Consider the following 12,477-nt stretch of genomic DNA (forward strand, 5'->3'; position numbering starts at 1 on the left):
CTGCCGGGGTTGCTTCATGACGCCACAGTGCCAGCGTGGCGCCACGGGCTGGGAACGGGCCGCTGACCGATCAGTACCAGCACCTCCCAGGTGAGGAGCTTGCGCGGCCGGCCGGCTGGGCTCAGGGCGGGCTCCGCCGGCCAGGCGGCCTCCAGCCGGCGCCACTGGCCGGGTGTGAGTGGCGCCGCAGGCGTGCTGCCGGCACCGAGCGCCTGGATCTGCCGCAGAAAGGTGAGCGCCGTCGGCGCGAAGCGGCTGAAGCGCAGGCGCCGCTGTGCCTTGAGCTTCAGGTGGCGCTGGGCGCCATGCACCAAGGCGCCGGCATCGGGCAGCGGCAGGGCGCTGCAGGGCCCCCGCGCCCCCGCCGCCGCCTGGAGCCACTGGGGGAAGCTGCCGGCCGTGGGCACCGCCAGCACCAGCCAGCCGCCCGGGGCCAGGCGGCGGCACCAGTGCTCCAGCTGATCCTGCGGGCACTCGAGCCACTGCAACGCAAAGCTCGACACCAGCAACGAGGCGTTCTCCAGCTGGGGCGGCAGGCCGGTGTTGAGGTCCCACAGCAGCGATTCCCCCCCGTCCCTTGCACCTTGGTGCAGCAGCTCGGCGCAGAGGTCGAGGCGCAGGGGCTGAAGTGACGGCCGCAGTTGCTGCACCGCCCTGCTCAGCAGGCCGCTACCGGCGCCGAGGTCGGCGCAGGGGCCGGCAACCAACGGCAGCTCGCGGCAGTGGCGGGCCAGCCGCCAGGCCACCGCCCGCTGCAGGCTGGCCCGTTGCTCATAGGTACCGGCGTGGCGGCCGAACGCCTTGCGCACCTGCTCCTGCAGGGTCATGGCGCCTCCAGCCAGCTGAGCACCGGCTCGATCAGGGGCGCGCGCAGCAGGCTGTGGCCCGCTCCGGCGATCTGCCAGACGGTGGCCGCGGGCAGACCCCGCCGCAGGGCGGCCCGGCTGGCGGCGGCGACAATCCGGTCATCCTCGGCTTCCACCAGCAGCACCCGGGCCGCGGGTGGAAACGCTGCCGGCAGCCTGTCGACCCGCCCCAGCAGGTCCAGATCGCTGCGCAGGCGCTCGATGCCCGCTGCCGTCAGTGGCTCGCTCCCCGGGCCCGGTGGCAGCAGGTCGGCGGGATCGGGTGCTGCCGCCTGGCGAAGGAAGTCCGCCAGCAGGTCCGCGGCCTGCCCGCCGGCCAGCCGCGCTTCCATGCCGGCCAGGGCAGCGCGCAGGGGGCGGCCTTCCCTCCCTGACGGCACGAAGGCCGCGAAGCTCGCCAGCAGCACCACCGCATCGGCGGAGGCCAGCACGGCTGGAGGCAGTAAGTGCAGCCCGAGTGAATGGACAAGCACACCGCGCCTGCCGGGGGGCGATCCGTTCTCCCAGGCGGGGATCCGGGGCAGCAGCGGCCCGTAGCCCCGTTCGCCGCAGTGCCAGCTCCAGCCGCGTGGCTCGGCAGCCGCCCGCCACGGCTCCCAGGCCCGGCTGTCGCCGGCCCAGCCATGCATCGCCAGCAGTTGCCCGCTCATCGGCCGACACCGGCCACCGGCGTGCCGAGGGCGGCCAGCAACCGCGCCAGCGTGCCGGTGGGCAGGCTGCGGCTCAGCACCAGCCGCAAGCGGGAGGTGCCCTCAGGCACCGTGGGCGGGCGGATCGCCACGCTGAGCAGACCGGCCCGCTCCAGCTGTGCCTGCAGCGCCAGGGCGGCCCCGTCATTGCCCACCAGCAACGGCAGCACCGGCCCGGTCCCTTCCGGGCGCTGCCAGCCTGCTGCGGCCAGGCCGCAGCGCCAGCGCTCCGCCCGGGTCAGCAGGGTCTGCCCCAGGCCGGGATCCTGCTGCAGCAGCTCCAGGGCCGCCAGGGCAGCCGCCGCTAGGCAGGGCGCTAAGGCCGTGGAGTAGCGGAAAGCGCCTGAGCTCTGCAGCAGCCAGTCGGCCAGGGGGGCATCAGCCGCCAGAAAGGCGCCGCCACTGCCGAAGGCCTTGCCGAAGGTGCCGCTCACCAGGCTCACCCCTGCCAGGCCATGGGCCAGGCCCCGTCCGCCCGGCCCCAACACGCCGAGCCCGTGCGCTTCATCCACCAATAGCCTCGACCTCTGCTGCCGGCAGATGCGGGCGATGGCCGCCAGATCCGGGCTGGTGCCCTCCATGCTGAACAGGCTCTCGGTGATCACCAGCGTCGGGCGCTGGGGCTCCGCTGTCCGTTGCTGGATCAGCCGCCGTTCAAGGTCTGCGCTGTCGTTGTGGCGGAACCGCAGCAAGCGGGCGCCGCTGGCCTGCACCCCCAGCAGCAGCGAGTGATGGATCAGCCGGTCCGCCAGCACCACCCCGTGCCGCCCTGTGAGGGCGAGCACAGCCGCCAGATTGGCCTGAAATCCGCTGGGGAACAGCAGCACCTGCCCACGCCCGAGCCAGTTGGCGAGGGTTTCGGCCAGCAGGGTGTGCACCGGCCGGGTGCCCGTCACCAGGGGAGAGGCGCCGGAGCCGGTGCCGTCTCTGGCGATGGCGTCGCAGGCTGCCTGCTGCAGAAGGGGGTGATGGCTGAAGCCCAGATAGTCGTTGCTGGCCAGGTCCAGCAGTGGCGCTGCCGCCTCACCGGCGCCCACCACGGCCTTCAGCCCGCCGCCGGCCGTGGTGGCAAAGCTGCGCAGCCGCCGGCGCCGGTCGGGGGGGACGCGGCTGAGGGATGGCCACAGGGAGCTGAGGGGATCGGCAGGATCGCCGGCCGGGAGCACGTTCACCACCCACTGGGGGCCACGGGGCCCACCAGTCTGCCCAGCCGCGCCGGGGCTCATAGAATCTCTGCATGCTCACTGCCGGTACCGACGCTCCGTCCGCTGCGACGACGGTTCCCCCCGCGGTGCCTGTTCCGGAGCCCCACCACGAGCCGAAGCCTGTGTCTCCGGTGGAGGAGCTGTTCCCGTTCCCGCTCGATCCCTTCCAGCTGGAAGCGATCGACGCTCTCAACCAGGGGCATTCGGTGGTGGTGAGTGCCCCCACTGGCTCCGGTAAAACCCTGGTGGGCGAATACGCCATCCATCGGGCGCTGGCCCACGGGCAGCGCGTTTTCTACACGACGCCGCTCAAGGCCCTCTCCAATCAGAAGCTGCGCGATTTCCGCCAGCAGTTCGGCGAGGAGCGCGTCGGCCTGATGACCGGCGATCTGAGTGTGAACCGGGAAGCGGCGATCGTGGTGATGACCACGGAGATCTTCCGCAACATGCTCTATGCGGAGGTGGATCGGGGCGACGATCCGCTCGCTGACGTGGAGGCGGTGGTGCTTGATGAGTGCCACTACATGAATGACAGCCAGCGCGGCACAGTCTGGGAGGAGTCGATTATCCACTGTCCACCGGCGGTCCAGCTGGTGGCCTTGTCGGCCACGGTGGCCAACGCGGGCCAGCTCACTGACTGGATCGAGCGGGTGCACGGTCCGACCACGCTTGTGATGAGCGACCACCGGCCCGTGCCGCTGGCCTTCAGCTTTTGCAGCGCCAAGGGCCTCCATCCGCTGCTCAACGACGAGGGCACCGGGCTCCACCCGAACTGCAAGGTGTGGCGTGCCCCCAAGGGCGATCGCCGCAAGGGCAAAACACCCCGGCCACCCCAGCCGGAGCCAGCGCCGCTGCCTTTCGTGGTGGCCCAGCTGGCCGAGCGCGAGATGCTTCCGGCCATCTACTTCATTTTCAGCCGCCGCGGCTGCGACAAGGCCGTGCGGGATCTTGGCCGCAGCAATCTGCTTAACGCGCAGGAGGCGGAGGTGGTGCGCCGCCGTCTCGACGCCTTTGTGGCCGTTACCCCGGAGGCCGTGCGAGAGGGGGGCCATGCCGAGGCCCTGCTGCGCGGCATCGCCGCCCATCACGCCGGCGTGCTGCCGGCCTGGAAGGAGCTGATCGAGGAATTGTTCCAGCAGGGTCTGGTGAAGGTGGTCTTCGCCACCGAAACCCTGGCGGCGGGCATCAACATGCCGGCGCGCACCACGGTGATTTCTGCGCTCTCCAAGCGCACCGAGCGGGGTCATCGACCTCTGATGGGCAGCGAATTCCTGCAGATGGCGGGCCGGGCCGGCCGCCGTGGCCTCGATGTGCAGGGCTATGTGGTCACGGTGCAGAGCCGTTTCGAGGGGGTGCGTGAGGCGGGGGCGCTGGCCACCAGCCCCGCGGATCCCTTGGTGAGCCAGTTCACGCCCAGCTACGGCATGGTGCTCAACCTGCTGCAGCGCTACGACTTGGCCAAAGCCCGGCAGCTGGTTGAGCGAAGCTTCGGCCGCTATCTCGCCAACATCGACCTGTTAGAAGACGAGGCCCGCATCGCTGAACTGCGCCAGCAGCTGGAGCAGCTCACGGGTCTCGGCGACGACGTCCCCTGGGAGGCCTTTGAGGCCTATGAGAAACAACGCGACCACCTGCGCGAGGAGCGCCGGCTGCTGCGCATCCTGCAGCAGCAGGCCGAGGAGACCCTTGCCCACGAGCTCACATTGGCGCTGCAGTTCGCCAGCGAAGGGACGCTTGTGAGCCTGAAGTGCCCGCAGCTCAGGGGCCGGGTCACCCCGGCGGTGATCGTGGAGAAACCCATGGGGCCCGGTCAGTTTCCGCTGCTGCTCTGCCTCACTGACGACAACATCTGGATCCTGGTGCCCTGCAATGCGGTCGTGAGCCTGCATGCGGAGCTCAGCTGCCTGCAGGTGACCACGATCGAGGCCCCGGAGCTGCGCCACGTTGGCGAGCTTCGTCATGGCGATCAGCACAGTGGCGGTCTGGCGCTGGCGGTGGGATCGATGGCCCGCCGCCACGACATGACCACACCCCAGTACGACTTGGCCGGTGAGGTGCGCGATCAGGCCCTGCGGGTGCAGCAGCTGGAAGCGGAGCTGGAGCGTCACCCTGCTCACGCCTGGGGTGACCGCCGCCAGCTCAAGAAGCAGCGGCGCCGCATGGAGGAGCTGGACGCGGAGATCGAGGAGCGGCAGCGGCTGCTCCATCACCGCTCCAACCGTCACTGGGACACCTTCCTGTCCTTGATCGAGATCCTGCGCTTCTTCGGCGCGCTGGCGGGGCCGGATGGTCTGGTGCCCACGGAGGTGGGCCGCACCGTTGCGGCCCTGCGCGGCGACAACGAGCTCTGGCTCGGGCTGTCACTGATGAGCGGCCATCTCGACGAACTCAGTCCGGCCGAGCTGGCCGCCGTGTTCGAAGCGATCAGCACCGAGGTGAACCGCCCCGATCTCTGGAGTGCCTACGACCCGCCACCGCTGGCGGAGGAAGCTCTGCGCGACCTTGGCGGCCTGCGGCGGGAATTGTTGCGTCAGCAGGAGAAGGCGGCTGTGGTGGTTCCGGCCTGGTGGGAGCCGGAGCTGATGGGCCTCGTGCATGCCTGGGCGTCCGGTACCAGCTGGGTCGATGTGATGGCCAACACCTCGCTGGACGAGGGAGATGTGGTGCGCATCCTGCGCCGCACGGTGGATCTGCTCGCCCAGGTGCCTTACGCCGAAGCCCTCAGTGAACTACTGAGAACAACGGCGCGAAAGGCATTGAATGCCATCAACCGCTTCCCGGTGTGTGAGCTTCAGGATCTACCCGGTGCCACTGCCTCTGCAGCCCCCAATCCAGCCATCACCATTCCAGCAGCACCCTCTCCCCCATCGCTTACAGATGAATGATCTAAAGGGGTGGAATAGTGGCCTGGGTGGGTAAGACTTCCATTCATCTCGATCAACGGCAATCATAAGCTTCTGTGGGATCAGCTTCGTGACCATCGCCTACACGTGCTTAGGGAGAACCTGCAAATTCCAGGCACTCGTTCGAAATCCCCCTTGTGATTGCAGATGAGAGCTGGGCTCAATCGGTGGCAATAGCTCCGGATCCGCTTCTTGGAAGTCTGCGCCTACGGTAACTCTGATCAGATTACTGCCAAGACGCGCACGCTTCCTGTGGTCGAGGGCTTGGCGAAGCCTCTGTCGCGAGATGTTTCTGGCGGAGATGGATCTGGTGGCGTATCAGAAAACGTCCAACAATCTGAGCGACCCACAGGACTCCTCTCTGCCAGTAGAGATGACACCTCTCCACACGGATGATCCCGCCGCACCGGCAAAGCGTGGTCAGGATTTCCCAGGAGCTGTGCATTCATGTGGTCACCCCCTACAAATGGAGGAAGTGACGTGGACCCCGAAAACCGGTCCAGGGTGAATGAGATCCTCAGCCGGCCAGACTGGGCCGGGGATTCGACCATGAAACGCACCAGGCACACAGCCGAGCAGATCATCCGCAAGCTCAAAACGGCGGAGCAACTGATCGCCCAGGGCAAGACCGTCGCGGAGGTCTGCCGCGTCATCGAGGTGACGCAGCCGACGTACCACCGCTGGAGACAGCAAGCAGTACGGGGGATGCAGGCCGAGGAAGCCAGACGGCTGACTCAGCTGGAGAAGGAGAACGCCCGGCTCTAGCCGAAGGCTTCTCCGAAGGAGTGGATGCTTCTGGCGGAGGCGTAGCTGGAGAAGGCGAGGCTCTAGCCCTTGGCTTCTGCGTAGGCGAAGCCTTCTCGAAGAGAAGCAGTAGGACCTTGCGGTGCGACGGGAAACTTCTGAGCCCGGAACGTCGGCGCTGGGCTGTTGAGGTCTTGCGCGCACGCTTCCGGGTTTCGGAGCGGCTGGCCTGCCGTGTGGTGGGCCAGCACCGCAGCACCCATCGCCATGGGGGCAAGGTGATCGAACTGGAGGAGGTCAAGCTGCGGCATCGCTTGCGGCAGATCGCGGCTGACCACATTCGCTGGGGCCGCCGCATGACCTACCGCCTCCTGCGGCGGGAGGGCTGGGCGGTGAACCAGAAGCGGGTGCAACGGTTCTGGTGGGAGGAAGGCCTACAGCGTGCCCATTCCCAGGACACGGAAGCGGGCACGGCCCGCCGACGGCTCGGTGAGGCGTTACCGGGCGGAACATCCCCACCAGGTATGGGCCATGGACTTCCAGTTCGACGCCACCGCCGATGGCCGTCGGCTCAAATTCCTGAACGTGATCGACGAGCACAGCCGCCTCTGCCTGGCCATCCGGGTACGCAGGCGCTGCAAGGCCAAGGACGTAGTGGCGGTGCTGAAGGAGCTCACCGGCCTCTACCAGGCACCAGCGTTCATCCGGTCAGACAACAGCCCGGAATTCATCTCCCAGGCCTTACGTGGCTGGTGCGAGACCAGCGGAACAACCACGGCCACCATCGAGCCAGGATCCCCGTGGGAGAACGGGTTTGCGGAGTCGTATGAGCTCTGCTCGACTTCGTCTACAGGCCACACTCGGCCCTCCAGGGGCGTACGCCCCTGGAGGCAGCTCAACAGGGAGCTGCCGCATGACCACAACCATCCACTCTCATAAGGCCTGGACCGATAAAGGGGGTCACGTTGGGGTCCATGTCCATGCCCAGGCAGATGGCAAAACTCTTGATCTTCCAGCTTTTGGAGAAAAAACCTCTCGTCACTGATCAGCTTTGGAGTGAACAGCAGTGGGCCTTCGATCGCGAATGAGTTCACATTGATGAGTGACCATCCTTGGGGTTTCCTTTGGTTGGCTGCAATGACATGCCGTCGTTGAGGTAGAGCAGATTTAGATCTGTGATTTCCAGTTCGCCACGTGAGGAGGGGTGCAGACTCTTGGCTCGTTCAACCACAGTGTTGTCAAATGAATAGAGCCCCGTCAGCGCGTAGCGTGACTTTGGTTTGGCCGGCTTCTCTTCAATGGAGCGCACTTTCCGTTGGCTTCAAACTCCACAACCCCATAGCGTTCAGGGTCGCTAACTGGATAGGCAAACACGGTGGCTTCAGGTTCTCCGACCCCTGCGCACAACAGTTGTGGCACTAGGTCGTGTCCGTGGAAGAGGTCGTCCCCGAGCACCAACGCGGCATGAGAGTTGCCCAGAAATTGCTCGCCGATAAAAAAGCCTGCGCTAACCCACCAGGGCTGGGTTGAATGGCGTATTCAATCGTGATTCCCCATTGTTTTTACTTGTCCAGCAGCCTTCGAAAAGCTTCCTGGTCGTTGGGGGTGGTGATGATAAGGATTTCAGTGATTCCTTCCAGTAGTAAGGTGCTGAGTGGGTAGTAGATCATGGGTTTGCCATAAACAGGCATCAGTTGGTTGCTGATGGCTGTGGTCAGCGGCGCCAAGCGAGCTCCACTTCCACCGGCAAGAATGATTCCTTTTCTGTTTGGATGAGGTGGAGCTTGTTGATGCGTTGATTGAGCTTTGCTTGTGTTCTACAGTGTCATTGTTGTATTAAAGCATGCTTTATGTGTGTTGCGTCGCTGGAAATCAACGCATGATTATTTCGTGGGAGTCGCCATGGGGGCTGCGGCGTGATCTTTATTGGCTGCACAAGCTGTGCTTGCTACAGAGTGTCAATGACCCCAGCAGCGTGCAGAGCGATAAGGATCAGAGTCAAGCTTGTGGTGTCAACTGCCAGCTGGTGATGACAGGATCTCTCGGGATTCCAGCTCGCGCATCACCAGATCTACGCACTGGTCCACATTTAATGTTCCGGTTTCCACGCGCAGTTCCGGGGCAGCCGGAGCCTCATAGGGGCTGGATATTCCCGTGAACTCTTTGATTTCACCGGCACGTGCTTTGGCATAAAGCCCCTTCGGGTCCCGATTTTCGCAGGCCTGCAGGTCGGCGGCACAGTGAATCTCTATGAAATCTCCCTCACCGACAAGCCCCCGGGCTTTGTCGCGATCGGCGCGGAAGGGGGAGACGAACGCCGTAAGCACAATCACGCCCGCGTCGAGGAACAGCTTTGCTACTTCTCCGATCCGCCGGATGTTCTCCTCCCGGTCGTGATCCGAGAACCCCAGGTCTTTGCAGAGGCCGTGGCGGATGTTGTCGCCGTCCAGCACGTAACTGCTGAGCCCGCGGGTGAACAGCTCCGCATTCACCGCATTGGCAAGGGTGCTCTTGCCGCTGCCCGAGAGCCCGGTGAACCAGAGGATGGCACTGTTGTGACCTTGCCTCTCCGCCTGGCTGCTGCGATCCACCGAGGCCTGATGCCAGACGATGTTGCTGGATTTGATCACGTTGCTGGCTTCACCGCTTGCATTCACAGGCATGGAAGGATCTGCAGGGTACAGGAGTGGAGAGCACCGCCAGTTCAGAGCGCTGCCGCCGGATCAATGCGGGCCATGGCTGCTGCCGCGGCATCGCAGAGAACCTGGTGGGCGGGTCCGTGGCTGGCAATCAGGCAACCGGCCTGGCGGAAGTCCCCAGTGTTGTACAGCAAAGGCCGCCCATCGGCGTGAGTGAAGGCGCCACCTGCTGCCAGCAGCACCGCTTCGGGAGCAGCCATGTCCCAGTCCTTCGGAGCTGTCTTTCCGGACAGGGAGATGTAGAGGTCGGTTTCGCCGCGCAGGATCGACGCCACCTTCCCCCCCACACTCCCGCGCGCGATGCCGCTGGCGATCGGCAGTGAGGTCATCAGCTGTTCCAGCCGGTCGTCGCGGTGGCTGCGGCTGGTGACCGGAATCAGGCTCGACAGTGCTGTGCGCCCGCTCAGGGAAGGGGCATGACGTTCCCCGTCCGGCGCTTCCTTCCAGGCGACGGGTGGCTCGATCCCGTCGGGGTCGAGCCACCCGAACCAGAGCTCATCGAGCTCTGGCAGCAGAACCACCCCGAGGGCAGGCCGCTGCTGGTGCACCAGGGCCAGATGCACGGCGTATTCGCCGGTGCCCTGAAGGAAGTCCTTGGTGCCATCGAGGGGGTCGAGGATCCAGAGCCAGTCGTTGGCGATGGCCTGATCGGCGGGCCACTGACCCGTGGTCTCCTCGCTGAGGATGGCCCAGGAGGCTGCTGGGAAGTCGCTCTGCAGCCCCTTGATCAGATGCTCGTTGACGGCAAGATCGGCTGCCGTGACTGGCCCTTTGGGATCCTCATCCACCGAGAGGATCGGCGGATAGCCGAACGGAGGGGTGTCGCCGCGGGCATAAGCCCGCAGGATGGCCGCCGCCTCCCAGCACAGCCGCCGAACGGTAGCGAGAACCGTGGCGACTTTTTGGCCGGCGAGCGTGCTGTCTGCGAAGTAGAGCTCTTTCATGGTTTCTGGGGCTTGGCCAGCGGCAGCAGGCATTTGTCGGAGTCGCAGCCGGCTGGACCCGCCTCCACCAGTTCGCCGTTGTCGTAGCGCTGCAGGGAGGCGAAGAAATCGAACTCGCGGCGCCGCGCCGCCACCTCCTCCTGTAGGCGCTGGTAAGTGGTCTGGTCGATCGGCTCGAACGGCAGGCGGGGGAAGGTGGCGTTGGCATCGAAGCGGGCCAGAAGCGCCGCCGAGATGTATCCCTTGCCTTGATCGATCGCTGCGTGAATGGCTTCAGCGAGAGATTCGATTTCGTTTTCGCGGAACTCGACCGTGGCTGAGGTGTTGTGGGCGGTGTAGTGCTGTTGGACCTGCATGTAGAAGTCAAACTGGGCCAGCGCCGAGAAGCTGTTGATCTCCACGGCGTCGGCGCCGGGCAGGTTGGCCCAGCTCACTTCGGTGGGGATTTCCACCAGCCACTCGGTGCAGCGGGGATCAAACGGATCATCCAGCAGGCGGCCGTGTTCATCCTTGTCGCTTTGGCTCGGCACGATCGTGTAGCCGTAATCCATGCAGGCGAGTGCCACCGGATCGTTCTTGCGGAAGGTGATGCGGCGGATGAAGCGCTGGGCCTTGGGCGGATGCCAGCCGGGGCTGGCGCCGGTGAGCAGGCTCTTGGTGCCGGCGGGCTGCACCGTGGTGCAGCGGTTCGGGCGGCGCAGACCATGGCGGTCGCAGTAGTCCCACACGGCCTCGTTCACCGCCGTCTTCCAGCGCGATAGGTAGGCGGCTTCCTGTTGCTTGAACGCCAGCCCGGCCTCGCTGTCCGGACGGCCCTCCTCCCACCAATTGAGCCAGGGGGTGCCGAAAGCATGCACGAAGAAATCGAACAGGCCCGTGAAGCTCACACCCACGATCGGATCCCAGGCACGGCTCTGGCGGTAACGCTCCACCTCAAAGCGGTGGTTCAGCAGGCAGGCCACCGCCAGACCGGCGGCGCGGAAGGCATCCGCCTGGCCCTCGTGGTCGGCGGGGTCGATCTGGTTGAGGTGAATCTCCGCCAGGTTGCAGTGGAAATCGGCGCCGAGGATCTCGCCGCAGGGGTTGAGGCCGTAGCGGCTGAGGCGGTGCTCAAGTTCGGCGTCCGTGATCTGCGGATGGTTCAGCTGCAGCCAGCGGCCCGCTTCCTCACGGCCCTGATCGCAGTAGATGGTGATGAACTCGCTGCGCAGTTCAGGGGTGGAAAGCAGGTCGGCATTCGAGCGGGCGATCGCCTCGGGGGCGAACTGGATGGCGCCTTCGCCGCTCTGAAACTGCTTGAGCACCGCCTCCCGCACCACCTCGCGGCTGGGGCGGGTATGGAACACGCGTGTGTGGTTGGCCATGCGCAGCGCATCGCGCTCGGGGTCGATGCGCCAGTTGCCGTCCGCGTCCTGCTGCCAGAGGTTCTCCTTGGCGCCGGCCGCGGAGGCGTCGTCTGCGCAGAATTGCCGCATGCCCGCACTGCGGCGGATGTTGCCGGCCACGATCGTGACGGCCGCCTCATCGATCAGCAGGCAGCATTCCACTGAGCTGAGCTGGCGGCCATGGGCCTTGTTGAGGATCTCGGCGACGCGCCCGTAGAGGTCTTTGAGCTTCACCGGGTTGGCCATGCCGCCGAACCCCTTGAGCGTTTCGCCCACAGGACGCACATCGGAGAGGTCAACGCTGACCGTCACCTCACCGTCGAAGCGGGAATCGCTGCTGAGCTCCAGCAGGAGCTGGTAGCTGTCCACCCAGCCGCGCCGGGTGTCGCCCACCTTGATCGCCACGTCGTGGCCCGTAATCGTGTGGGTGGTGTGCTCCTGGCGCTGGCCGGCGGGAGTGGCGCCGATGTCGGTGACGGAGGTGATCCGCAGGCGGTTGCGCACCGCAGGCAAGCGATCGATCAGCCGAGGCTCGATGATGGCGCCCGTGCCGCAGCCCATCATCGCCAGGTCCATCATCAGACCGAAGGCTTCCCAGTCGATCAGGTTGGTGGAGGTGCAGTTGTAGGCGCCGGAGAAGTTCTGGGGCTGCTCGATCCAGTCGGTGCCACCGATCCACAGCCAACGCCCTGAGGGCAGCGCCTGCTGCCGTTTATGCATCCGGCGCAACAGGGCCACTTCCTCGGCGTTGAGGTTGCCGAGCCTGCGCAGCCCTTCGAGGTTGCGCTCGCTCACCTCCTGCCAGCTTTCGCGCCCGTTCGGAGTCTTGCGGCTGTAGGTGCGGTAGAAGACCGGGTTCGCCGCCGGCGCCGTGACGGGGAAATCCGCAGCGGCGGCTTCTGGCAGGCCAGCCAGCCGGGTGAGCTCGGCTGCGGTGGCAGGCGTGGCGGAGAGGGTCACGGAAACAGGGGCAGCGTGGCGCGTGGAGAAACCTTAACCCCACCTGTGGGGTGCGCAAGGTTCATCCTGCACCAGCGGCAGT

Annotated in this window: 9 protein-coding genes and 1 pseudogene; 3 read left to right on the top strand and 7 right to left on the bottom strand. The window is 65.9% G+C overall.

Features of this window, described 5'->3' with window-relative positions; all coding sequences use genetic code 11:
* Nucleotides 1-14 precede the first annotated feature (14 nt).
* Genes ACXMDP_RS05095 through ACXMDP_RS05105 form a run of 3 tightly spaced genes read right to left on the bottom strand, consistent with a single transcriptional unit; the run spans nucleotide 15 to nucleotide 2,727 of the window.
* On the bottom strand, nucleotides 15-827 hold the full coding sequence (locus ACXMDP_RS05095) for a methyltransferase domain-containing protein (protein WP_259728866.1): 813 nt from the start codon (nucleotides 825-827) through the stop codon (nucleotides 15-17).
* Nucleotides 824-1,516 (bottom strand): alpha/beta hydrolase, encoded by a 693-nt coding sequence (locus tag ACXMDP_RS05100; protein WP_259728865.1) that lies wholly within the window; start codon nucleotides 1,514-1,516, stop codon nucleotides 824-826. The genes ACXMDP_RS05095 and ACXMDP_RS05100 overlap by 4 nt, the downstream gene beginning before the upstream one ends.
* Nucleotides 1,513-2,727 carry an aminotransferase class I/II-fold pyridoxal phosphate-dependent enzyme gene (locus tag ACXMDP_RS05105; protein ID WP_259728864.1) on the bottom strand — a complete coding sequence of 405 codons (1,215 nt, stop codon included), beginning with the start codon at nucleotides 2,725-2,727 and terminating at the stop codon, nucleotides 1,513-1,515. Before ACXMDP_RS05105 ends, ACXMDP_RS05100 begins: the two co-directional genes overlap by 4 nt.
* 155 nt (nucleotides 2,728-2,882) lie before the next feature.
* Between ACXMDP_RS05105 and ACXMDP_RS05110 the strand changes: the two genes are divergently transcribed.
* From ACXMDP_RS05110 to ACXMDP_RS05120, 3 genes are all read left to right on the top strand, one after another.
* Nucleotides 2,883-5,645: a DEAD/DEAH box helicase gene (locus tag ACXMDP_RS05110; RefSeq protein WP_457767202.1), complete on the top strand. Its 2,763-nt coding sequence runs from the start codon at nucleotides 2,883-2,885 to the stop codon at nucleotides 5,643-5,645.
* Between the two features lie 522 nt (nucleotides 5,646-6,167).
* On the top strand, nucleotides 6,168-6,428 hold the full coding sequence (locus ACXMDP_RS05115; protein ID WP_259728862.1) for a transposase: 261 nt from the start codon (nucleotides 6,168-6,170) through the stop codon (nucleotides 6,426-6,428).
* 510 nt (nucleotides 6,429-6,938) lie between these two features.
* The gene (locus ACXMDP_RS05120; RefSeq protein ID WP_457767101.1) at nucleotides 6,939-7,346 is read left to right on the top strand and encodes a DDE-type integrase/transposase/recombinase; all 408 of its coding nucleotides are present in this window, start codon (nucleotides 6,939-6,941) and stop codon (nucleotides 7,344-7,346) included.
* A 202-nt stretch (nucleotides 7,347-7,548) separates the two neighbouring features.
* On the opposite strand, the pseudogene ACXMDP_RS05125 reads toward ACXMDP_RS05120, so the two are convergent.
* The 4 genes and pseudogenes from ACXMDP_RS05125 to nrdJ all read right to left on the bottom strand — a co-directional run.
* Nucleotides 7,549-8,164 (bottom strand): annotated as a pseudogene (locus tag ACXMDP_RS05125) (sugar nucleotidyltransferase); the annotation flags it as partial.
* 255 nt (nucleotides 8,165-8,419) lie between these two features.
* Nucleotides 8,420-9,070 carry an adenylyl-sulfate kinase gene (gene cysC / locus ACXMDP_RS05130; protein WP_094510233.1) on the bottom strand — a complete coding sequence of 217 codons (651 nt, stop codon included), beginning with the start codon at nucleotides 9,068-9,070 and terminating at the stop codon, nucleotides 8,420-8,422.
* Nucleotides 9,071-9,111: 41 nt separating this feature from the next.
* Nucleotides 9,112-10,050: a 3'(2'),5'-bisphosphate nucleotidase CysQ family protein gene (locus ACXMDP_RS05135; protein WP_259728860.1), complete on the bottom strand. Its 939-nt coding sequence runs from the start codon at nucleotides 10,048-10,050 to the stop codon at nucleotides 9,112-9,114.
* On the bottom strand, nucleotides 10,047-12,350 hold the full coding sequence (gene nrdJ / locus ACXMDP_RS05140; RefSeq protein WP_259728927.1) for a ribonucleoside-triphosphate reductase, adenosylcobalamin-dependent: 2,304 nt from the start codon (nucleotides 12,348-12,350) through the stop codon (nucleotides 10,047-10,049). Before nrdJ ends, ACXMDP_RS05135 begins: the two co-directional genes overlap by 4 nt.
* Nucleotides 12,351-12,477 lie beyond the last annotated feature (127 nt).

The organism is Cyanobium sp. ULC065 (assembly GCF_977927515.1).